Raw genomic sequence first — 23355 nt, 5'->3', positions numbered from 1 at the left:
GGAGGGCCAGTCGTGGCGGGGCTTTCAGCGGTTTAGTGTCGGTGTCATGGGGTGTCGGGGGTCGGAGGTTCGAATCCTCTCATGCCGACCAAACATTCCCATTAAAACCAACCCGTTGCGGTTGGTTTTTTTATGCCTTAAACCCGGCATTCACCCGTGATCGAGTTTTTCCCCTGAGGGCACACATCGGAACTTTGCGGAATAACACCCAATATGGAGCCCAAAGAGCCCGAGCACCCAGACAGGGTCAAAATAACCAAAAGAAATAATACCCTTCGCATTTAACACTCCTTATTTTTTCGCTATTCGGTTATATCTCATTCATGGCTAACTGTCTTTCAACAAACTGTCAGTTTTCGTGAAAACCTCTGCTCCCCTGCACATTTAGACTTGCGAAAGGTTTGCAGGATCAGCTCATGCCGACAAAATTAGAAAAACCTGCTTTTCTGCAGGTTTTTCTATACCCAACGCCCAGAGTACCAGGCCAAATAACAACGGCTTTTAGCGCTTACCGCTCCAGCCATTCGACGGCCAATATGCGCGCCTCATCCAGACTGACATCTCTGCCTTCCCGGGTGATCGCCGTTTTTAACACATCAATGATGTCAGCCTTTTCCGTGGCACGCTCTTCATTAATTAACACTAAAACCGCATCGCCTATCACCGTACATATGCCGATATACAAGGCTTTTGAATCTTCGAAGCCGCTGCCCATAACTACCTCCGGTTGCAATTTATGCAGATTAACATCTTGCGCCTGACAATGCCCTGTTAAGACCCGGTCGACGCGGGCGGAAAACGAAAAACCCCAGCAATCATTACGATTACTGGGGTTCGTAGACGGGGTTAAACGTCTGTACAACTTATATGGTGCCGGCTACCGGAGTCGAACTGGTGACCTACTGATTACAAGTCAGTTGCTCTACCTACTGAGCTAAGCCGGCTAAATTTGGCGGAAGGACAGAGATTCGAACTCTGGGAGCTGTTACACTCGACGGTTTTCAAGACCGTTGCCTTAAACCACTCGGCCATCCTTCCAATGGGCGCAGATATTAGCGCTACCGTTATGAAATGTCTATCGTTTCATGCGAAAAAATGCAGGAAAAAGTGCGTTTGGTTAAACTTCATGCCACTAGCGGTTAAAAAATGAAAAACCCCGCCAAAGCGGGGCTGGATTGTTCAACACAACGGCAAATTATTTAGGCTGAGAGTCGTAGTCTGAACAGGTCTGATAACCTTTGTTCATCACATGACCGGTGTCGCTGTAGCTGACAAAATAGGTTTGTACTTTTCCGTCACGTGGCGCCACCGCATAGGTGTCGCAGGTACCCTGTGCGTGAACCAAGGTAGCCGTAGTTGACGGTGGTCCGGCAATCGCCCGTACCTGCTGTTTGGTCATCCCCACTTTTACGTCACTGACCACAGGTTCCTGAACGTAACTAGCGGCCCTGTCATAAGCTGTACAACCGGCAAGAAGGGTGAAAATCGCTGCAGTGCAAATGGCTAAAACCAGCTTATTCGTCATGGTTTGTCCTCTTGGAGTACGTTTATTGTCCTCTAAGTCTAGAAGAGAGAAGGCTTTTCTACAAATTTCACTTTGTCGATAGGTGCGCTTCACGTCAATATCCTCACCAAGTCCAGGATAGCCAGACCAACGTAATTTACATTTTATTTTGTTGCTGTTTTAACTGCGCCTCAAATGTCTGTTGTGACTGTTGCACATATTGCTGCAACCCCTGACGATCGACAAAGGCGTCCAGATCACCCGCTTGCAGTCGTGATATTTTATTGTCCAGGTCGAAGCGCGTTCCCTTATTGGCAATAAAAATATCCGCCTGCTGCTGCGCCAGTCGGAGGAAACTGCCGCGGATATCCGCTACCAGGCTGGGGTAGTTTTTGTTATTGATCAGATAATAATCCGGCGTGGCCAGGCTGTCGGCATAGACCAGCCGGTAACTTCGCCCGCCCTGGCGAAGCGTGGTCAGCCATGAGGTGGCACCCGGTAAATGGCCCGGCGTCATCAATGCTGTTAACCTCAGCCCCCCCAGAGTCACGCTGTCCCCCTCTCCGACAATAATATCGGCCTTCACCGGTGGGAAGCTCAACGCATCTCCCAGCGCGAAATCCTGTTTCCCCCCCAATGCCAACTGCTTTGCGTTGGCAGCGCTGGCGACCACTTTTGCTCCGCTCCAGGCCTTCATTCGCGCGATGCCACCCGCCTGATCGAGACGCGCATGGCTATTAAGGATATAGCGCAGATCCTTAATGTTGAAACCCAAAGCCTCAATGTGCGCTCTTATCGTCGGAGCGCTGGCATCCAGCGCAGCATCGATCAGAATCAAACCTTCTGGCGTACTCAACAACACCGACGAAAGGTTACGGGTGCCGACATAATAAACATGTGGGAACATCTGGAAGGGTACAACCGGCTGCGCCCATTGCTCGAACAGTGAATACGGTGGCGCACTGGACAAGGGTTGGGCTGGATTAAGCTGCGCCTGAGCGCTAAAACACAGGACAAGAGTCATGGCCGTCAGATAACCAGCGTTTTTTTTCATGGTCCACTTCTATCGGGGTAAATGGGGCTGAAGTATACTCAGACCAATATTGAAAGGTGTTCAATTTAAAAGGCCATTAATGAATATTCTGCAAATGGACATGAACCTGCTGAAGGTGCTCTACCTGCTGACCAGTACCGGCTCCAGTCAAAAAACGGCTGACAGATTGGGTATCAGCACCTCAGCCGTTAGCCATGCGCTGGCCCGCCTGCGAGAAGTGCTGGATGAACCTTTATTTCGCCGCGAGGGACATCGCCAGATTCCTACTCTGTTTGCCCTGTCGCTTAAAGAAAAACTGACGCCACTGTTCTCTTCACTGGACGGTGAATTGTTCGGTCATGTACAGGATGCACCCCGGAATTTCACCCTGGTCGCACCGCCCGCGCTGCATCCAATCTTACTGCCGCTGCTGGCGCAGAAAAGCACTCTCGTCAACGCAGATATCCGCTGCCAAAACTTTGAGCGGCGCTCATGGCGCAATGAACTGCTGGAGGGCAGTATCGATATGGTGATTGCCGTTGGCGATCATCAACAGCGCACCAGCGCACTGCGTTATGAACTGCTTGGTAGCACCCGCCTGGTCGCGGTATTTGGGCCGCCTTTGCAACCTGTGTTGCAGCACAAGAGCGGACTGGCTTTCAGCGAGCTGGCAGACTATGCACACTATTACTGCCACCCCTGGCCGCAGGCGGAAAATGAGTTGGATCGCCAGTTGGAACGTCAGGGATTGCAACGCAGGATCCAACTTAGTTGCGCTGACTATGCCCAGCTCCCCCCGGTGTTGCGAGCGGCTCCGCTGATGGCGGTAGTTCCGCAGCCCTGGTTCAGTGCGCAACAGGATAAACAGGGTTTACTTACCCTGCCGATCCTGGACAACCTGGCAATTGGTCATCTGTTTTCGTACTACCGGCAGGGGGAAGTTGAGTGGAAAAAACGGCTTATCTCCACGCTTCATACACAACTACGGCCCTATTATCAGTAACAACGATCAGAAGCCGAAATCACTCAGAGCCGCAATGTCATCCGGGCGACGGCCAAGCGACCAGTGGAACTGACGATCCTGTTCGCGGATCGGCATATCGTTGATGCAGGCGTGCCGGTTAATCATCTGGCCGTCCGAATTAAACTCCCAATTCTCGTTGCCAAAACTACGGTACCAGTTGCCGGAGTCATCACGCCATTCGTAGGCAAAACGCACCGCGATACGCGCCCCATCAAACGCCCATAGTTCCTTAATCAGCCGATACTCCAGCTCTTTTGCCCACTTGCGCTGTAAGAATGCGCAGACGGCCTCACGGCCATCAACAAACTCTGCCCGGTTACGCCAGTGGGTATCCACAGAATAGACCTGTGAAACTCGTTCAGGATCGCGACTGTTCCAGGCATCTTCCGCCAGACGGACTTTCTCGATGGCCGACTCACGGGTAAACGGCGGTAATGGGGGTTTAATGCTCATAGCTCACCTCTGCGGGTTATAACCGAGTAGACAGGTTTGTCTACACAATTAAGCTAGCGCATGTAGACAGAGTTGTCTACAATCATTCAAGCCAATATTTCAGGAGATGTTTTGATGTCTGCTACTCCCAGCGCTCTGCCGCCGCGTCAGCGTATTCTGCTGACTGCCCACGATTTGTTTTACCGCGATGGGGTACGCGCGACCGGTATCGATCGCATCATCAGCGAGTCAGGCGTGGCCAAGGTGACGTTTTATCGTCATTTCCCCAGTAAGAATGAGCTAATTGAGGCGTTTCTCGCCTACCGTCACGATCAGTGGCTGAGCTGGTTTAACCTGTCGCTGGAGCAGCATGTCGCAGGGTCAGGGAATGTCATGCTCGCTTTGGTGCCTTGTCTCGAGGAGTGGTTCAGCGATCCGCACTACCGCGGTTGTGCATTTATCAATACCGCGGTGGAATTGGCGGATATGCTGCCGGAAAGCCTGGACATAGCCCGCCGGCATAAGGCGCAGATGGCAGAAGTGATTGCCCGCTACCTGCCCATCGGGCCTCAACGAGAACCGCGGGCTGAGATGCTGGCGATGTTGATCGACGGAGCGATCGTCAAGGTGCAAATTGAAAAGCAGGCACAGAACGCCCTGCTGCTTCTGAGTGAAATGCTGAAGACATTGGCCGCCGCCTGGAACCCTCAGTAATTAGCCCAGATCCCCGGCGTGACCAGTTCCAGCAGATGATCATCGGGATCGCGGAAATAAATACTCTCTCCGCCGTGCCCCCAGCTCATGCGCCCTTCTATTGCGACGCCGTGTGCCGTCAGGTGTTGTTCCCAATACGGCAGCTGCTCTTTCGCCACCGCCAGGCCAATATGCAGCGGCCCTTTGCCGTCATGCGGGGGAATGTACCCTTCCGGATAATGTGCGCCTTTCACTGAGTCGCCTTCAATAAACAACAGCAACACGCTTTGCTGGCCCACGTTATAGGCGCGAAAACGTTCGTTGGCCACCATTGCTGGCAATTTTAACACCTGTTGATAAAAAGCGGCGGCCCGTTCGATATCCTTGACGTACAGCACCGTTTCAATGACCCTTTCTATCTTGAGTTCCATGCTAACCTCCTGATTTTTCTATATGTAAGCAGTTTAGACAAACCACAGGACATCGAAATGGCAATCCGTGCCGTGCTAATACCAATTTGTGCCAAACCGCAGGCAAAAAAAACGCGGCCCAAAGGCCGCGTGATCATATTCACACTCTGTTGCTTAGAACTGGTAAACCAGACCCACGGCAACCACGTTGTCAGTGTTGATACCGGCAGACCTGGTGAAATCGTTGTCATCCAGCAGGTTGATTTTGTAATCAACGTAGGTGGACATATTTTTGTTGAAGAAGTAGCTGGTACCCAGGTCCACAAATTTGACCAGATCTTCGTCACCGTAGTCTTTACCGTTAGCTGCCAGCCCCAGGTTTTTACCTTTGGTTTGGTTATAACCAACGAATGGACGCAGGCCGAAGTCGAACTGGTAGTGGGCGTAGGCTTCAATACTTTGCGCTTTGTTGGCATAGCCATAAGCATCGCTGCTTGTAGAACCAAAGCGTGCGGCATTGTAAGACTGGGTGAACATCACGGCCAGATAAGCGTCGTTGGCGTCATATTTCAGACCGCCAGAATAACCTTCTGCACGATCGCCACGGCCCATAATGCTGCTGTATGTGCCACCGCCGTTTTGCTCGCTGGTACGTTTGGAGCTAAAGAAGGCACCTGCAGCGCTAATGCCATAGCCGATATCATAGTTCACCGACATGCCGTAGCCGTCGCCGTTCTGATTAAGAACTTCACGGCCGTTGTTAGACTCTTCGCCGCTGCCGTTTTTACCCTGGTACTGCAGAGCAAAGTTCAGGCCGTCAACCAAACCGAAGAAGTCGGTGTTACGGTAAGTCGCCAAACCGCTGGAACGTTGGAACATGAATTGGTCGGCACCGTAAGTGGAACCATCGAACTCTGGCTGCAAGTCGGTATAAGCGGCTACGTCATACAGCACGCCAGTGTTACGACCGTAGTCAAATGAGCCGTAGTCGCCAAATTTCAGGCCGGCAAAGCCGTAACGGGTAAAGTTTTTGTTGTCTTCGCTTTCAGCGTGGTTGAGGTTTGCCTGGTATTCCCATTGGCCATAACCGGTCAGTTGATCGCTGATTTGTGTTTCGCCACGCAGGCCGAAACGCATATAAGACATGTCACCATCGGAACCATTGTTATCGGAGAAATAGTGAAGACCATCGATTTTACCGTACAAATCCAGTTTGTTACCGTCTTTGTTGTAGATTTCCGCCGCGCCTGCCGTGCCTGCAACCAGCAGTGCGGGTACTATCAGAGAGAGTACTCGAAGTTTCATCGTTATTATCCTCGTTAATTATGTCGAGCTATGGCCACTGCCCTTTTGAGCATTATTAGCACGACTGTGCATTACCATTCTGGTAACAAGGGTTATATTAATCCAGAAAGAAAATGATACCAAGTATCCGATAGTGTTTCACTATGATTAATAAATGCTTCCAAATGTAAACTTGCGCGAACTTCCACAAAACATTACAGACAGAAAAAATAAAGCACGTAATGCTAAAAAATACACTTATAGATATAAAATCATGTAGTTATACAAATCTTTAAGAAAAAACAGACAGCCATACAAAAGTCACTTCTGATAAGCACATTGTGCCAAAAACATCTCCTGGCCCTGACGTTATAATAATCCCGCTATCATCATTATTTTCATTATTACCTTCATTATCTGTAAGATAATTTTTGTACAATTCGACCGGCTTCTGGCCGGTTTTTTATTGCCTGCTACTTTCTCCAAAATTCACCTTGGTGCGCATTTTTTGCCAAAAAAAATAATCACCCATAGACATTATCCCCTTAATTAAGTTTCGCACTAATTGCTAATTTATTAGCCATTTTTAGGCTACGGATTAATCGCATTAATTAGGAAAGTATTACATTGCTAAAATACCTGCAGCTTGGATCTACCGTCCGTTTGGGAAAGCAATATTGGCGCATCGTGCCTATTTTGATAGCCTAGACAAAATATCCCGAAGAAGATGACCCATGCTATTTCAACCCGAAGCGCTATGGCGTCGGCTGCAAAGCTCCCCCTTCCGCGCCAAATTTCGCCTGAACCCCAAAGACCGAGGTTATTTTGATACCAAAGGGCTGCCGCTGATCCTTAGCCACGCACGCGATTTTATCGAGCAACGGCTGGCACCCCCTTTCCCAAAAAATGATGGTAAACAAACCCCGATGCGTGGCCATCCGGTGTTTGTCGCCCAGCATGCCACCGCCACCTGTTGCCGGGGCTGTCTGGCCAAGTGGCATAACATTCCCCAGGGGCAAGCGCTGGACGAACAACAAAAGCAGTACATTGTACAAGTCATTGCCTTGTGGCTGGAGCGACAGGCGGGCGTAAAGGCCGATGACAGCGCGAATCCTTTCGACCCGGATCGCGGATTGTGATAAAAACACTCCATAACTTTCAGCCCGCATTTCCACAATAGATCCTGATGCCCACATGACATCCACCTTGTGTAATGAACAGCAAAAACCCGGCGTCCCGGCCCAGATTGCAACTCGGTTGGCTTTCTTTGTGGCCGGCTTTGGTATGGCCGCCTGGGCCCCCTTGGTGCCGTTTGCCAAAGCGCGCATTGGCATTGACGATGGCTCGCTGGGTCTGCTGCTGTTGTGCATAGGCGCAGGGTCGATGTTAGCGATGCCGCTAACCGGCTTCCTGACCGGCAGGTTGGGCTGTCGCCCGGTGATCCTGCTCGCCGGCCTGGCGCTATGTATTGATTTACCCCTGCTGGTTCTGATGAACACCACCACCGGTATGGCACTGGCTCTGCTGCTGTTTGGCGCGGCGATCGGCATGATCGATGTGGCAATGAACGTGCAGGCAGTGGTGGTCGAACGCGCCAGCGGCAAGGCAATGATGTCCGGTTTCCATGGTTTCTTCAGCGTTGGCGGTATCGCCGGTGCCGGCGGCGTCAGCCTGATGCTGTGGCTGGGGCTGTCCCCCTTGCTGGCAACCTGTGTCACCGTTTTGACTATTGCCGCGCTGCTGATATTGGCCAGTCGCAATTTGCTGCGCGAAAGCGGCGGTGAAGAAGGTGGGCCGATGTTCGTGCTGCCACGTGGCTGGGTGATGTTTATCGGTATCCTGTGCTTCATTATGTTCCTGGCGGAAGGCTCGATGCTCGACTGGAGCGCCCTGTTCCTCACCACCCTGCGCAGGGTTGACCATAGCCAGGCAGGATTAGGCTATGCGCTGTTCTCCATCACCATGACTATCGGCAGGTTGAACGGCGATTGGGTAGTGAACAAACTGGGCCGATATAAGGTACTGCTGCTGGGGAGCCTGTGCGCGGCTATTGGCCTAAGCCTGGCCATTGTGTTCAACAACGCCATGGTTTCACTGATTGGGTTTATGCTGGTGGGCCTGGGGGCTTCCAACGTGGTGCCGATCCTGTTCAGTGCGGCAGGTAACCAACATGATATGCCAGCCAATCTGGCTATCGCCTCAGTAACCACCGTGGGCTATGCCGGCATTCTCGCCGGACCGGCATTGATCGGCTTTATCGCCCAGTTCTCCAGCCTGACGGCGGCCTTTGCCTGCGTTGCAGTATTACTCCTGGCAGTCACCGCCAGTGCCCGGGCGATAACCCGTTGATTCAGGAATGCGCAGTCAACTATGCAAAATAAACAACTGACCATCAGCTCAAGCAATATCACCCGCTGCTTCCTGTTATTTTCCGTACTGCTGACGATAGCCATCGGCTTGTATGGCTACAACTACACCAACGCCTGGCTGGCAGAAAAGAAATACGCGCTGAACAGCATCGCCAACGGCCTGCAAAAACGTATCGACAACTACCGCTACATCACCTATCAGATCTACGACAAGTTCGGCAATGCGCCATCATTGAATGTCGATCCCAGCCTGCAGGAAACCCGGCTGCGCCCGGACGTTTATTACCTGGAGAAGCCGCATAAAAAGACCGACGCGGTTATTTTTGGCAGTCATGAAGAAGGGACCCTGGCGATGATCGCCAACATTTCAGACTATCTGGATACCCGTTGGGGAGCCAAGACTGAAAATTACGCCATGTATTACCTTAACGGGCAGGATAACAGCCTGAGTCTGATCACCACCCAACCGCTGAAAGAACTGGCCTCACGTTTCAAGGAAAGCTATCTGACAACCTCGGCCGAGGATCGTCGAGCCGAAATGCTGCAGCAGGCCAATATGCTCGACGAGCGTGAAAGCTTCTCAGCGTTGCGTAAACAACGTTTCCAGAACACCTATTCGTTTTCAATCCGTACCACCTTTAATCAACCGGGACACTTGGCTACGGTGATCGCCTTCGATCTGCCGATTAACGACATCATTCCCATTAATATGGCGCGCGCCAACTTTATGCTGTTGCCTGACGATAGCAGCATGGACGACGGGACCTTGCCGTTGGATACGGCGACCAGCACCGGCATCTCGATGAGCGGCAGTTGGGTGGAGTTCAGCGCTTCCCTGCCTAATTCGCCGCTGAAAGTGGTTTACCGCGTCTCCGCTATCAGCCTGGCGATCGACCTGCTGCGGAACAATATCTGGCTGATTGCCATCAATCTGTTGCTGTTGGCGCTGTCGTTGGTGGGCATTTACTTTATCCGTCGCCAATATATCCGTCCGAGCGAGAATATGGCGGTCGAATTGGAAGTCGAACGCGCACTGAATCAGGAAATCATCGCCAGCCTGCCTTCCGGCCTGCTGGTGTACAACTTCGCCAGCAATACGGTGATCGCCAGTAACAAGATCGCCCAACACCTGTTGCCACACCTCAGCCTGCAAAAAATCGCCCATATGGCCGAACAGCATCACGGCGTTATCCAGGCGACGGTAAACAACGAGGTGTATGAAATTCGCATCTTCCGCAGCCAGCTGTCACCAGAAACCTATCTGTTCCTGCTCAACGATCAGGACAAGGAAGTGATGGTGAACAAGCGCTTGCAGCAGGCGCAGCGCGAGTACGATAAAAATGTTCAGGCACGCAAACTGATGCTGCATAACCTGGGTATTGAGCTGAACCAGCCGGTGCGCCAGATGCACGATCTGGCCGACCGTCTGCGTTCGCAAGCGGATGAAGAACAGCAGCAAGCGCTACTGAAGCAACTGACGGCACAATCATCGACGGTGCTGGGGCTGATTGAAAACATCACCCTGCTCACCCGGCTGGAAACCCAGGACTGGCAGCCTTCGCGTCACCCCTTCAGCCCATCGGCGCTGATAGATGAATTACTGCAGGAAGCTCTGCCATCCATCAACCAAAAAGGCCTGTCGTTGTTCAACCATTTCCATCTTGATGTCGAACAGCAATATGTCGGTGATGCCAACGCCCTGCGCAAGGTGATCTCACTGCTGGTGCATTACGCCATTATCACTACCGCCTGCGGCAAGATTTCGCTGGTGATCGATCATGAGCCCGAGCACCCCGATCGCCTGGTGTTCCATATCAATGACACCGGGTCAGGCATTTCCAACGAAGAGATCAGCAACCTGAACTATCCGTTCCTCAGCCAGACGCTGGTGGATCGCTTTAATCATGGCTCCGGCCTCACCTTCTTCCTGTGCAATCAACTGTGCAAAAAGCTCAATGGCCAGTTGGATATCCGCAGCAAGGTCGATATTGGCACCCGTTACACCATCCGCGTGCCGATGGAAATGGAGAAAAAAGAGACGGAAGCACAGGAAAAATTGCTCGACGGTGTAACCGCATTGTTGGACATCACGTCCGACGAAGTGCGTGGCATCGTCACCCACCTGCTGCACGCCTACGGCGCGAGTTGCATCGTTGCCGACGAACGCCAGATTAATCGCGACTACGACGTATTGCTGACCGATAACCCGCAAAGAGCAGACGATTACACCCTGCTGCTGACCAGCGATGAAGCCGGATGGCAACAGCTTGAAAAACGGTATATTCGGGTAAACTATAACCTGAGCGGTGCCATGATAGACGCCGTATTGATGCTGATTGAGCAGCAAATGGCCGCGTTGGAACAGCAGGAAAGCGCACTTTCACTGACCGCCGATGACATCCAACTCTATGAAAAACAATTGAAATCAAGTGATTACTATGGCCTATTTATTGATACAGTACCCGACGATGTCAAAAAACTGTATACTGAGGCGGGCAGCAGTGATTTCAATGCTCTGTCACAGACAGCACACCGCCTGAAAGGCGTGTTTGCCATGTTAAATCTGCTTCCCGGCAAGCAACTGTGTGAATCGTTAGAACAGCACATCGCAGACGGTGATGCGCTCAAGATCGAGAATAACATCAGTCAGATTGATTTTTTCGTCAGTAGACTGCTGCAGCAAGGTAGCCAACAACATGAATAACCTGAACGTAATTATTGCTGATGACCATCCTATCGTACTGTTTGGCATCCGGAAGTCACTTGAGCAAATTGAATGGGTGAATGTCGTTGGGGAGTTTGAAGACTCAACAGCACTGATCAACAATCTGTCCAAACTGGATGCTAACGTCCTGATCACCGACCTTTCGATGCCGGGTGATAAGTATGGCGACGGCATTACGCTGATCAAATACATCAAACGCCATTATCCGCAGTTGTCGATCATCGTTCTGACCATGAACAACAACCCGGCCATTCTTAGCGCCGTGTTGGATCTGGATATCGAAGGCATCGTGTTGAAGCAGGGTGCGCCGACCGACCTGCCGAAAGCGCTGGCCGCATTGCAGAAAGGCAAGAAGTTCACGCCGGAAAGCGTCTCCAAACTGTTGGAGAGGATCAGCGCCAGCGGTTACGGTGATAAGCGTCTGTCACCGAAAGAGAGCGAAGTACTGCGCCTGTTCGCCGAAGGTTTCCTGGTGACCGAGATCGCCAAGAAGCTCAATCGCAGCATCAAAACCATCAGTAGCCAGAAGAAATCGGCGATGATGAAGTTGGGTGTTGAGAACGATATTGCGCTGCTCAACTACCTCTCCTCTGTCAGCATGGCACCGCTGGACAAAGACTAAAATCCCGGTAGTTAACAGAGGGCGCGGCATTTTGCTGCGCCCTTTTGCTTTCAGGCATCTTCTGACTCAGCCCGCGTACGGCGCACCTGCTGGCTGTAATACCCCAAAGTCTGCTCCAGCGTTTCCAGCGTCACCGGTTTCGACAGGCAGTTATCCATCCCCGCCTCAATACAGCGCTGCTTCTGCTCCGCCAGGGCATTCGCCGTCACGCCGATCACCGGAGCGGTAAAGTGCAACTGGCGCAAACGCTGGGTCAAAAGATAGCCATCCATGTTGGGCATATTGACGTCGGTCAGCACGATATCGACGGTATTGCGATTCAGTACGTCGAGTGCATCAACCCCGTCATTGGCGGTCACTACCTGATAGCCCAGTGAGCCAAGCTGGTCGGACAGCAACCGGCGGTTAATCGGGTGGTCATCCACTACCAGCAAATGAATATCCCCGTTGTCTACCCTGCTGGCCTTGGCCGGCAACGGCAATTGCATCAGGGTATTGCCGCTTTCATCACGGGTACCAAACAAACGATTAAGCAATGCCAGGGTTTCACGTGGCGTCGAGGTACTGTGCATCCAATAGCCCGGCCGGGTTTCCTGCGACGGGCCAATATGCTCAATGGAGAACTGGATCTGCGCCAGCAGTGGCGTATTGACCATCAGCGGGTGATCGCTGAGCATCACATCCTCGGCTGCGGTATCCTGCCCCTGGTGACGCAGTACCGTAGCGCCATAGCCGCCAAGGATCTCCATCAGGTAACTTTCCAACCGTTGGTTGCGGATATCCAGCCACAGAGTTTTGCCTTGCCAGGTATCGCTGGGCTGCGGGATCGGGAACTGGGCGTTAAACAGCGGAATGCGGATGGTGAACAGACTGCCTAATCCTGGCTCGGATTCAACGGCAATGTCACCATCCATCATGTTGATCAACTTTTCGCAAATCGCCAGCCCCAGCCCGGTGCCCTGGAAATGGCGTTGCACGCCGCTACCAACCTGGAAGAAGGGGTCAAACAGGCGGGTGATTTCTTTCTCCGGAATGCCGACCCCGGTATCACGGACGCTGAATTCCAGATAGCTACCGCGCGTACAGACTTGCAGAATGATGCAGCCGGTATCGGTAAACTTAATCGCATTGTTCAACAAGTTCGACAGCACCTGCTGCAAGCGGACCGGATCGCCGGAAATGCGCTCTGGCACGTTCTGCTCGATAAAACAGTACAACCCCAGCCGCTTCTTCACCACCAGCGGCAAATAGTTGCCGGCGATGTGGGTGATCACCTCCAGGCAGGAGAACTCACGCGGTTCAATCTTCAGCTGCTCGGATTCAATTTTCGAGAAGTCCAGGATGTCGCTAATGATCTTCAGCAACAGCCCGGACGAGTTGTTCATCGCATTGACCAGTCGATCAACACCCTGCGGCAACGCCTTGGTCTGCAATAAATCGAGGTTGCCGATGATGCCGTACAGCGGCGTACGCAACTCGTGGCTGACGGTCGCCAGGAACATCGATTTGGATTGACTGGCCTGCTCTGCTGCCGCCGCCATCTCCTGTAGCGACTCTTCCATTTTCACACGTGCGCTAACGTCCACCAGCACGCAGATCGCCACATCCTCGTTGCGGTAACGGGAATGCACAAAGCTGATTTGCAGATTATTGTTATTACTGGTCATCACATCGACAAAATTCACCTGCTGCTCGCAGATGATGCGCGTAATGCGGTCACGGTCTTCATGGGTCAGCAGATTGATATAGTTGTGCGCCAACTCGTTACTCAAAATGTTGGTACCGTCGCTGATGCGCAGAATACAAATGCCCACCGGTGCCGAGGCGACAATCTTACGGTTGAACTGTTCATGCTCCTCCAGCCGGAAAGCGTTGTCTTCCGCCGGCAGGAACATTTTGCGCTCAAACAGCCAGGCCAGGCTGAACAGTACAATAGCGGACAGCAGATTCAGCAGCACCGCATTGAGGATTAACATCCTGAAGCGCTCAACCACCGTCTTCACCGGCACGGCATAAACAATACTGAGCGATGACGGCGGCAGCGCCTTTTTCATGATCAAGTCACGGTAATTATCTACATAACCAAAATAAGCCGGTTCGTCCGGATAGCTGCCGGGTTCCTGCGCATCGCGCTCGCCATCCGCCAGTTGCAGTATTGGTTGGTTATTCTCATCCAGCAGGGTTACGCCGGTCGGCAGGCTGCCTGCGGTGACAAAGTCGTCCAAACGAATGGTCTGCTCAATACCCAGCAACGCCTCCAGCTTGTTACCAATATAGATGGGCGTCAGTACATACAGATAACCGACATCCGGCCGCTGCTGGCTTGGACTGATCCAGTACAGATTATTGTCTTTGTCCTGGTTCTTGGCATTACGGTATTTGAGGATGCGCTCATGCAGGGTTTTCAGCGCGTCGGCTCGGTTGGCCACGCCGTTGCTGCTGCCACCAAACTCCGCCATGCACAAAGTATCACCGTCGATGAAAAATACCCGGTTGAGATCGTAGGCCGCGACGAAGTTTTCTTTCCAATACTGGATCAGCCCGCTCAGCGAATTGAGCGAACTGCGGTAAGTGGTATTAAGTGAACAGTTGGACTCTGAATACAGCGGTACAAACTCCAGCGGACTGTTCTTGCCGGGGAAAATACCGCTGAACATGTCCAAGCTACTGACTGAGCCGTTGAGGCGATTTTCCGCCATGTACTTGATATCACGCATTATGTCTGCCGAGTGGCGGATGTAGCCCTGCGCCTGATCGAAATTCAGATTGTAGTCCTGCCGAATGTCGGACTCTTTCTGGTGCAGAATATTCAGGATATAGAAGGTGGTGAGCAAGGCCCCCAACGACCACAGCATTATCGCCAGCACCCGGAACAAATAGCGGGATATCTTTAACGTGGTGCGGAAAGAAGCTAAATATTTCAATCGGATACCATACGAAAGTGAGTGGCGACCAGCGCGTTCATATCAGAGCCGGGATCTCTGACTTGGGTCCGGCAATTAAACCATATAACTGAAAAAGGGCCTAGCATCGCTGCCAGGCCCTTTTAACCTCAGTGCGACAGGGGCGGCAAAGCCCCTACCCCTTAGGCGTTATCATCTTCCGCGTCTTCTGGCGCTTCAGAATCATCATCGCCTTCGTCCAGCGGTGCAGCGTCTTCTTCTGCAACTTCTGCCCCCGGTTCGAGGCTGTCCAGCTCTTCATCTTCCACCGGTTCGGCAACGCGTTGCAGACCGACGACGTTCTCGTCTTCCGCAGTACGGATCAGCGTAACACCCTGGGTATTACGCCCAACCACGCTGACTTCCGATACGCGGGTACGCACCAGCGTACCGGCATCGGTGATCATCATGATCTGATCGGTGGTATCCACCTGAACCGCACCCACTACCTGACCATTACGCTCGCTCACCTTAATGGAGATAACCCCCTGGGTGGCGCGTGACTTGGTCGGATACTCGGTGACCGCAGTACGTTTACCGTAGCCGTTTTGAGTGACGGTCAGAATATCGCCTTCACCACGTGGCACAATCAGGGAGATAACGCTGTCGCCTTCACCCAGATTGATACCGCGCACGCCGGTAGCAGTACGGCCCATTGAACGCACCTGCGTTTCCGGGAAGCGCACCACTTTACCATTGGCGGAGAACAGCATGACTTCATTGCTGCCATCGGTCAGGTCAACACCAATCAGCTCGTCACCCTCGTTGAGGTTAACGGCGATGATGCCGGCGCTGCGTGGGCGGCTGAAATCGGTCAGAGCAGTTTTCTTCACGGTACCGCTGGCAGTGGCCATAAACACGTGGCGCCCTTCTTCATACTCACGCACTGGCAGAATGGCGGTGATACGCTCATTGGCTTCCAGCGGCAGCAAGTTGACGATTGGACGACCGCGCGCGCCACGGCTGGCTTCAGGCAGTTGGTACACCTTCATCCAGTACAGGCGACCACGGCTGGAGAAGCACAGGATCGTATCGTGGGTGTTAGCCACCAACAGACGATCGATAAAGTCTTCTTCTTTAATACGTGCCGCTGACTTGCCTTTACCGCCGCGGCGTTGCGCTTCATAGTCAGTCAGAGGCTGATACTTCACATAGCCCTGGTGCGACAGCGTAACGACCACGTCTTCCTGGTTGATCAGGTCTTCGATATTAATATCTGAAGTATTGGCGGTGATCTCGGTGCGACGGCCGTCGTTGTACTGCTCTTTGATTGCAATCAGCTCTTCGCGGATCACTTCCATCAGACGGTCTGGGTTTTCCAGAATAAAGATCAGCGCGGCAATCGCCGTCAGCAGCTCTTTATATTCGTCCAGCAGCTTTTCATGCTCCAGGCCGGTCAGTTTCTGCAGACGCAGATCCAGAATCGCCTGAGCCTGCTGCTCGGTCAGATGGTATTTACCGTCACGGATACCGAACTCCGGCTCCAGCCACTCAGGGCGAGCGGCATTGTCACCGGCTCGCTCCAGCATTGCAGCCACATTACCCAGCTCCCACGCCTGAGCCACCAGCGAGATTTTGGCTTCCGCAGGGGTTGACGCACGACGGATCATTTCGATGATCGGATCGATGTTCGCCAGGGCGATAGCCAACGCTTCCAGGATATGGGCGCGATCGCGGGCTTTACGCAGTTCGAAGATGGTACGACGAGTCACCACTTCGCGACGGTGGCGGACAAACGCTTTCAGAATGTCTTTCAGGTTCAGCAGTTTCGGCTGACCCTGATGCAATGCCACCATGTTGATGCCGAAGGTGACCTGCAGTTGCGTCAGCGAGTACAGGTTGTTCAGTACCACTTCACCGACCGCGTCGCGCTTGATTTCAACCACGATACGCATGCCGTCTTTGTCGGACTCATCACGCAGCGCGCTGATACCTTCCACGCGTTTTTCTTTGACCAGTTCGGCGATCTTCTCGATCAGACGCGCCTTGTTCACCTGATACGGGATCTCGTGAACAATGATGGTTTCGCGACCGGTTTTGGCATCGGCTTCTACTTCGGCGCGTGCGCGCAAGTAAATTTTGCCGCGCCCGGTGCGGTAGGCTTCTTCGATGCCGCGACGGCCGTTGATGATCGCCGCCGTCGGGAAGTCCGGCCCCGGGATGTGTTCCATCAGGCCTTCGATGCTGATGTTTTCATCATCGATATAAGCCAGGCAGCCGTTGATAACCTCTGACAGGTTATGCGGCGGAATGTTGGTGGCCATACCCACGGCGATGCCCGACGAGCCGTTAACCAGCAGGTTCGGGATCTTGGTTGGCATGACGGCTGGGATCTGCTCGGTGCCATCATAGTTAGGCACGAAGTCGACGGTTTCTTTTTCCAGATCCGCCAGCAGTTCGTGAGCAATTTTGGACATGCGCACTTCGGTATAACGCATCGCCGCGGCGGAGTCGCCATCGACAGAACCGAAGTTACCCTGACCGTCCACCAGCATATAGCGCAGCGAAAACGGTTGAGCCATACGCACGATGGTGTCGTAAACCGCGCTGTCACCGTGTGGGTGATATTTACCGATTACGTCCCCGACGACACGGGCCGATTTTTTGTATGGTTTATTCCAGTCGTTACCCAATACACTCATCGCGAACAAAACGCGACGGTGCACCGGCTTCAGTCCATCACGAACATCTGGCAGCGCACGTCCGACAATTACGGACATCGCGTAGTCCAGATACGAGTTTTTCAACTCGTCTTCGATGTTTACCGGTGTGATTTCTCTGGCAAGGTCGCTCATGGAGCTGCTATCCCTCTACTAATGATTCATCTGCCCGCTGCCATAGTGGCAAAGGTGTAAAACTATATCACAAAGCACGCTTTACGGGAAAATAACCGCCGCTGTTTAACTTAAATTATGCATATATGTGCAGTAAAAATGCATCGACGCAGACGGTGCTGCGCCGGAACATGTATAATCCGCGCAACGAGAACCAGGAGCCAAATACGCCCATGAATGCAGAATCATCCAGCCAAGCGCAAAACGTAGACCATCATGAAATCGCCAAGTTCGAGGCCGTGGCCTCGCGCTGGTGGGATTTGGAAGGTGAATTCAAGCCGCTGCACCGTATCAACCCGCTGCGTCTGAACTACATCCTGCAACGCGCCGGCGGCATTTTTGACAAAACCGTCCTCGACGTTGGCTGCGGCGGCGGCATTTTGGCAGAAAGCATGGCGCGCGAAGGCGCACAGGTCACCGGACTGGACATGGGCGCCGAGCCGCTGCAGGTTGCCCGGCTGCACGCACTGGAAACCGGCGTGAATCTGACTTACATACAGGAAACGGTGGAGAGCCATGCGCAGGCCAATCCACAACGCTATGACGTAGTGACCTGCATGGAAATGCTGGAGCACGTTCCCGATCCGGCTTCGGTGGTACGCGCCTGCGCTCACCTGGTCAAACCGGGCGGCCACGTGTTTTTCTCCACCATTAACCGCAACACCAAAGCCTGGCTAATGGCGGTGGTCGGTGCGGAATATATTCTGAAGATGGTGCCACAGGGTACCCATGACCATAAGAAGTTCATCCGCCCTTCTGAGTTGATCGGCTGGGTTGACGGCACGCCGCTACGCGAAAAGCATATGATTGGCCTGCATTACAACCCAATCACCGACCATTTCAAGCTTGGCCGCAACGTTGATGTGAACTATATGGTACATACTCAGCACGAAGGCTGAGCCTGCCAAAGCACGCCGGGACTGGCTTGTCCGTTCCGGTGCGCCGATAACATTAAGATAAATACCTGATTTTTCCGCTTTCGATCAAAATCACCGTTGTAAACAGTTTTTAAGAATATTAAATCAGATCAATATGCCGTTTTTTTCTAACGTTTAATAAAGCGGCAAACGATCACGTTTTTCTGATTCTAGGGAAATTCTTATCCCGCTTATTGACAAGCTTGTCGCGCCAGTCACAGCGCGCACTGCGAAAGACAAGTCACATTTCACCCCCAAGTTATCCACAAATTAGGCCACTTTTGTTCACTTGCAAACGCCCTGTTTTCTCACTATCTTGTTACCTCACCGACATACAACCCCTATATATAGTGTTTACATACTGAGCAGAGCTACTACACTTCTGCTTAGGGGCACCATACGGACAGGTAAAACACCACATGAACCAAAGTCTGCTTGTAACTAAACGCGATGGCCGTAAAGAACGCATCAATCTCGACAAAATCCACCGTGTCATCGACTGGGCCGCGGAAGGGTTAAACAACGTCTCGGTTTCTCAAGTAGAGTTGCGTTCCCATATTCAGTTTTATGACGGCATCAAAACGGCTGATATTCATGAAACCATTATCAAAGCAGCAGCCGATCTGATCTCGCGCGACGCGCCGGACTATCAGTATCTGGCAGCCCGCCTGGCCATCTTCCATCTGCGTAAAAAAGCTTACGGCCAATTCGAGCCGCCGAAGCTGCTCGCTCACGTAACGCGCATGGTAGAAATGGGCAAGTACGATAAGCATCTGCTGGAAGACTACAGCTCTGAAGAGTTCGAGCAGATGGAGTCCTTTATCGATCACTGGCGTGATATGAACTTCTCCTACGCCGCCGTTAAGCAGCTGGAAGGGAAGTATCTGGTGCAGAACCGGGTTAGCGGCGAGATCTACGAGAGCGCCCAGTTCCTGTATATCCTGGTAGCCGCGTGCCTGTTCTCCAACTACCCGCGTGATACCCGTCTGGACTACGTTAAACGTTTCTACGACGCGATCTCCACCTTCAAGATTTCACTGCCTACGCCAATCATGTCCGGCGTGCGCACCCCAACCCGCCAGTTCAGCTCTTGCGTGCTGATCGAGTGCGGCGACAGCCTGGATTCCATCAACGCCACTTCCAGCGCCATTGTGAAATACGTTTCGCAACGCGCCGGCATCGGTATCAATGCTGGCCGCATTCGTGCACTGGGCAGCCCGATCCGTGGTGGTGAAGCCTTCCATACCGGCTGTATCCCGTTCTACAAACATTTCCAGACCGCAGTGAAGTCCTGTTCTCAGGGCGGCGTGCGTGGTGGTGCAGCTACGCTGTTCTACCCGATGTGGCATCTGGAAGTTGAAAGCCTGCTGGTACTGAAGAACAACCGTGGCGTTGAAGGCAACCGCGTGCGCCACATGGATTACGGCGTGCAGTTGAACCGCCTGATGTACCAGCGCCTGATCAAGGGCCAGGACATCACCCTGTTTAGCCCGTCTGACGTACCGGGGCTGTATGACGCGTTCTTCGCCAATCAGGACGAATTCGAACGTCTTTACACCCAGTACGAACAAGACAGCAGCATCCGCCAGAAACGTGTGAAAGCGGTTGAACTGTTCTCGCTGATGATGCAGGAACGTGCCTCTACCGGCCGCATCTACATCCAGAACGTTGACCACTGCAACACCCACAGTCCGTTTGATCCGCAGATCGCGCCGGTACGCCAGTCCAACCTATGCCTGGAAATCGCCCTGCCGACCAAGCCACTGGATGACGTCAACGACGAAAACGGCGAAATCGCCCTGTGTACGCTGTCCGCCTTTAACCTGGGCGCCATCGAAAGCCTGGACGATCTGGAAGAGCTGGCTACCCTGGCAGTACGTGCGCTGGATGCCCTGCTGGATTACCAGGACTACCCAATCAAAGCCGCTCACCGTGGCGCGATGGGTCGTCGTACCCTGGGTATCGGCGTGATCAACTACGCTTACTACCTGGCGAAGAACGGCGTGCGCTACTCCGACGGCAGCGCTAACGCCCTGACCCACAAGACTTTCGAAGCCATCCAGTATTACCTGCTGAAGGCCTCGAACCGTCTGGCTCAGGAACAAGGTGCCTGCCCGTGGTTCAATGAAACCACTTATTCACAGGGCATCCTGCCGATCGACACCTACAAGAAAGATCTGGATGTTATCTGCCAGGAGCCACTGCACTACGACTGGGAAACCCTGCGTAAAGAGATCAAGGAAACCGGTCTGCGCAACTCTACCCTGTCGGCGCTGATGCCTTCGGAAACCTCTTCGCAGATTTCCAATGCCACTAACGGCATTGAGCCGCCACGCGGTCACATCAGTATCAAAGCGTCTAAAGACGGTATTCTGCGCCAGGTGGTACCAGAATATGAGCGTCTGAAAAACGACTACGAACTGCTGTGGGAAATGCCGAACAACGACGGCTATCTGCAACTGGTCGGCCTGATGCAGAAATTTATCGACCAGTCGATCTCGGCCAACACCAACTATGACCCAACCCGTTTCCCGGGCGGCAAGGTGCCAATGAAGCAGCTGTTGAAAGACCTGCTCACCACCTACAAGTTTGGTGTCAAGACGCTGTATTATCAGAACACCCGCGACGGTGCCGATGATATTCAGGAAGATTTGCTGCCGGCCAAAGGCGGCGATGATGACTGCGAAAGCGGCGCCTGCAAGATCTAAAGTTTGACACAGCGGGCCGGAACTCTTCCGGCCCCTTCATTTAGCCACGTTACGATGGATTCAGGCTTATGGCTTACACCACATTTTCTCAGAACAAAAATAACCAGTTGCTGGAGCCGATGTTTTTCGGTCAGTCGGTTAACGTTGCGCGTTTCGATCAGCAAAAACATGAAATTTTCGAAAAACTGATTGAGAAGCAACTGTCCTTCTTCTGGCGTCCGGAAGAAGTGGACGTTTCACGCGACCGTATCGACTATCAGGCGCTGCCGGAACATGAAAAACACATTTTCATCAGCAACCTGAAATATCAAACGCTGCTGGATTCGATCCAGGGCCGTAGCCCGAACGTCGCCCTGCTGCCGCTGATCTCGATCCCGGAGCTGGAAACCTGGATAGAAACCTGGTCCTTCTCCGAGACGATTCACTCTCGTTCTTACACCCACATCATCCGAAACATCGTTAACGATCCGGCGGTGGTGTTTGATGACATCGTCACCAACGAAGAGATCCTCAAGCGCGCGAAAGATATCTCCGGCTACTACGACGATCTGATCGCAATGACTGGCTACTATCATCTGTTGGGTGAAGGCACGCATCAGGTCAACGGTAAAACAGTGACCGTTACCCTGCGTGCGTTGAAGAAACAGCTCTACCTGTGCCTGATGAGCGTTAACGCACTGGAAGCCATCCGCTTCTACGTCAGCTTCGCCTGTTCGTTTGCCTTCGCGGAACGTGAATTGATGGAAGGCAACGCCAAAATCATCAAGCTGATCGCCCGTGACGAAGCGCTGCACCTGACCGGTACCCAGCATATGCTGAACCTGATGCGTTCCGGCGCAGATGACCCAGAGATGGCGGAAATTGCCGTTGAGTGTCAGCAGCAATGCTATGACCTGTTCGTGCTGGCGGCCGAGCAGGAAAAAGAGTGGGCAGAATACCTGTTCCGTGACGGCTCGATGATCGGCCTGAACAAAGACATCCTGTGCCAGTATGTGGAATACATCACCAACATCCGCATGCAGGCGGTCGGTCTTGGCCTGCCGTTCGCAACCCGCTCTAACCCGATCCCATGGATCAACGCCTGGTTAGTGTCAGACAACGTGCAGGTTGCCCCGCAGGAAGTGGAAGTCAGCTCCTACCTGGTCGGCCAGATCGACTCGGAAGTGCATGCCGACGACCTGAGCGACTTCGAACTCTAAGCGATGGCATCATCAATCGTGACGCTGCGTACCACAGGTACGCAGCTATCCTGCCCCAAAAGTGAAGGCTGCCTGCTCGACGTGCTGGAATTGCACGACGTTGAAGTGGAATACCAGTGCCGTTCCGGCTATTGCGGCGCCTGCCGCCTGAAGCTGGTAAAAGGTGAAGTGGTTTATCACCAGCAGCCGCTGGCGTTTATCAACGACGGCGAAATCCTGCCTTGCTGCTGTATGCCACTGACCGATATCGAACTGGAACTCTAAAAAGTTGGGTGCCGGAAACCGCGCCTGGAGACCAGAAGGCGGGGTTTCCCCCGCCCTATGATTACCGCTTCACATACAGGTTAACGTCATCAGGATAGTGATATCTTTCTGGTAGATTTCCAATCCGCAAAAGCGATCTTTAATCATCCAGATAAATACCAAAACCGTAATACATACAACAGTTAACGCGTATAGCGCATGCTTTTTATACATGGCTTGCCTCCTTGCTGTGAAGGGGCTACCATAACGGTGTCTAGGCGTTAGGGCAGCCCCAATCTGATTGAGAGTCAGTTTGGGGCTTTCTTCTATCCGCCTTGCCACACAATGCCCAAGACGAACAGTCTCAAGCACCCGCAGCGATTGTAACAGCCTATTCCAGACGCGATAACCCCTTA

General features: G+C 52.8%; 19 protein-coding genes and 2 tRNA genes. 10 read left to right on the top strand and 11 right to left on the bottom strand.

What is annotated here, in order from left to right; translation table 11 throughout:
* Positions 1 to 508: 508 nt before the first annotated feature.
* The 5 genes from OC597_RS17640 to blaSPR all read right to left on the bottom strand — a co-directional run bounded on the left by OC597_RS17640 (position 509) and on the right by blaSPR (position 2558).
* The gene (locus OC597_RS17640; protein ID WP_017893457.1) at positions 509 to 715 is read right to left on the bottom strand and encodes a DUF2767 family protein; all 207 of its coding nucleotides are present in this window, start codon (positions 713 to 715) and stop codon (positions 509 to 511) included.
* Positions 716 to 868: 153 nt separating this feature from the next.
* Positions 869 to 944 (bottom strand) — tRNA-Thr (locus tag OC597_RS17635).
* 6 nt (positions 945 to 950) lie between these two features.
* Positions 951 to 1038 (bottom strand) — tRNA-Ser (locus OC597_RS17630).
* A 157-nt stretch (positions 1039 to 1195) separates the two neighbouring features.
* Positions 1196 to 1525 (bottom strand): osmotically-inducible lipoprotein OsmE, encoded by a 330-nt coding sequence (gene osmE / locus OC597_RS17625; protein ID WP_262209777.1) that lies wholly within the window; start codon positions 1523 to 1525, stop codon positions 1196 to 1198.
* 136 nt (positions 1526 to 1661) lie between these two features.
* Positions 1662 to 2558: an SPR family subclass B3 metallo-beta-lactamase gene (gene blaSPR / locus OC597_RS17620; RefSeq protein WP_262209775.1), complete on the bottom strand. Its 897-nt coding sequence runs from the start codon at positions 2556 to 2558 to the stop codon at positions 1662 to 1664.
* Positions 2559 to 2637: 79 nt separating this feature from the next.
* Here blaSPR and OC597_RS17615 point away from each other — a divergent pair, with 79 nt between their 5' ends.
* Positions 2638 to 3540 (top strand): LysR family transcriptional regulator, encoded by a 903-nt coding sequence (locus OC597_RS17615; protein ID WP_261258168.1) that lies wholly within the window; start codon positions 2638 to 2640, stop codon positions 3538 to 3540.
* Between the two features lie 6 nt (positions 3541 to 3546).
* Here the strand turns inward: OC597_RS17615 and OC597_RS17610 are convergent, their stop codons facing one another.
* Complete coding sequence (locus tag OC597_RS17610; RefSeq protein WP_261425934.1) at positions 3547 to 4014, bottom strand: nuclear transport factor 2 family protein; 468 nt, start codon at positions 4012 to 4014, stop codon at positions 3547 to 3549.
* Positions 4015 to 4128: 114 nt separating this feature from the next.
* On the opposite strand from OC597_RS17610, the gene OC597_RS17605 reads away from it, so the two are divergent.
* Positions 4129 to 4707: a TetR/AcrR family transcriptional regulator gene (locus OC597_RS17605; RefSeq protein WP_261258172.1), complete on the top strand. Its 579-nt coding sequence runs from the start codon at positions 4129 to 4131 to the stop codon at positions 4705 to 4707.
* Here OC597_RS17605 and OC597_RS17600 read toward each other — a convergent pair.
* Positions 4701 to 5117 (bottom strand): VOC family protein, encoded by a 417-nt coding sequence (locus tag OC597_RS17600; RefSeq protein ID WP_262209772.1) that lies wholly within the window; start codon positions 5115 to 5117, stop codon positions 4701 to 4703. The genes OC597_RS17605 and OC597_RS17600 overlap by 7 nt on opposite strands.
* 153 nt (positions 5118 to 5270) lie before the next feature.
* Positions 5271 to 6401: a porin OmpC gene (gene ompC / locus OC597_RS17595; RefSeq protein WP_261258177.1), complete on the bottom strand. Its 1131-nt coding sequence runs from the start codon at positions 6399 to 6401 to the stop codon at positions 5271 to 5273.
* 713 nt (positions 6402 to 7114) lie between these two features.
* On the opposite strand from ompC, the gene OC597_RS17590 reads away from it, so the two are divergent.
* The 4 genes from OC597_RS17590 to rcsB are packed head-to-tail and all read left to right on the top strand — an operon-like array spanning position 7115 to position 12096.
* Entirely contained in the window at positions 7115 to 7519 is a 405-nt protein-coding gene (locus OC597_RS17590; protein WP_261258179.1) for a DUF4186 domain-containing protein, read from the top strand.
* Positions 7520 to 7574: 55 nt separating this feature from the next.
* Positions 7575 to 8729: an MFS transporter gene (locus OC597_RS17585; protein WP_262209771.1), complete on the top strand. Its 1155-nt coding sequence runs from the start codon at positions 7575 to 7577 to the stop codon at positions 8727 to 8729.
* A gap of 21 nt (positions 8730 to 8750) precedes the next feature.
* A complete protein-coding gene (gene rcsD / locus OC597_RS17580) occupies positions 8751 to 11453 on the top strand; it encodes a phosphotransferase RcsD (RefSeq protein WP_262209770.1) in 2703 nt (900 codons plus the stop codon).
* Positions 11446 to 12096, top strand: coding sequence for a response regulator transcription factor RcsB (gene rcsB, locus OC597_RS17575; RefSeq protein WP_037420903.1), 651 nt, complete (start codon positions 11446 to 11448; stop codon positions 12094 to 12096). Before rcsD ends, rcsB begins: the two co-directional genes overlap by 8 nt.
* Before the next feature lie 50 nt (positions 12097 to 12146).
* Here the strand turns inward: rcsB and rcsC are convergent, their stop codons facing one another.
* Both rcsC and gyrA read right to left on the bottom strand, forming a co-directional pair.
* On the bottom strand, positions 12147 to 15020 hold the full coding sequence (rcsC, locus tag OC597_RS17570; RefSeq protein ID WP_262209768.1) for a two-component system sensor histidine kinase RcsC: 2874 nt from the start codon (positions 15018 to 15020) through the stop codon (positions 12147 to 12149).
* Between the two features lie 161 nt (positions 15021 to 15181).
* Positions 15182 to 17833, bottom strand: a complete 2652-nt coding sequence (gene gyrA / locus OC597_RS17565) for a DNA topoisomerase (ATP-hydrolyzing) subunit A (protein WP_262209767.1) — start codon at positions 17831 to 17833, stop codon at positions 15182 to 15184.
* A gap of 212 nt (positions 17834 to 18045) precedes the next feature.
* Here gyrA and ubiG point away from each other — a divergent pair, with 212 nt between their 5' ends.
* The 4 genes from ubiG to yfaE all read left to right on the top strand — a co-directional run bounded on the left by ubiG (position 18046) and on the right by yfaE (position 22960).
* Positions 18046 to 18771 carry a bifunctional 2-polyprenyl-6-hydroxyphenol methylase/3-demethylubiquinol 3-O-methyltransferase UbiG gene (ubiG, locus tag OC597_RS17560; RefSeq protein ID WP_261258188.1) on the top strand — a complete coding sequence of 242 codons (726 nt, stop codon included), beginning with the start codon at positions 18046 to 18048 and terminating at the stop codon, positions 18769 to 18771.
* Between the two features lie 437 nt (positions 18772 to 19208).
* Positions 19209 to 21497: a class 1a ribonucleoside-diphosphate reductase subunit alpha gene (gene nrdA, locus OC597_RS17555; protein ID WP_261425925.1), complete on the top strand. Its 2289-nt coding sequence runs from the start codon at positions 19209 to 19211 to the stop codon at positions 21495 to 21497.
* A gap of 68 nt (positions 21498 to 21565) precedes the next feature.
* Positions 21566 to 22696 carry a class Ia ribonucleoside-diphosphate reductase subunit beta gene (gene nrdB / locus OC597_RS17550; protein WP_085117713.1) on the top strand — a complete coding sequence of 377 codons (1131 nt, stop codon included), beginning with the start codon at positions 21566 to 21568 and terminating at the stop codon, positions 22694 to 22696.
* A 3-nt stretch (positions 22697 to 22699) separates the two neighbouring features.
* A complete protein-coding gene (gene yfaE, locus OC597_RS17545; protein WP_261258192.1) occupies positions 22700 to 22960 on the top strand; it encodes a class I ribonucleotide reductase maintenance protein YfaE in 261 nt (86 codons plus the stop codon).
* A 69-nt stretch (positions 22961 to 23029) separates the two neighbouring features.
* Here yfaE and OC597_RS17540 read toward each other — a convergent pair whose 3' ends face one another.
* Positions 23030 to 23173: a Hok/Gef family protein gene (locus OC597_RS17540; protein WP_063196836.1), complete on the bottom strand. Its 144-nt coding sequence runs from the start codon at positions 23171 to 23173 to the stop codon at positions 23030 to 23032.
* Positions 23174 to 23355 lie beyond the last annotated feature (182 nt).

The organism is Serratia proteamaculans (assembly GCF_946227095.1).
GTDB lineage: Bacteria > Pseudomonadota > Gammaproteobacteria > Enterobacterales > Enterobacteriaceae > Serratia > Serratia proteamaculans_E.
This window is presented reverse-complemented; position numbering and strand designations above follow the sequence as displayed.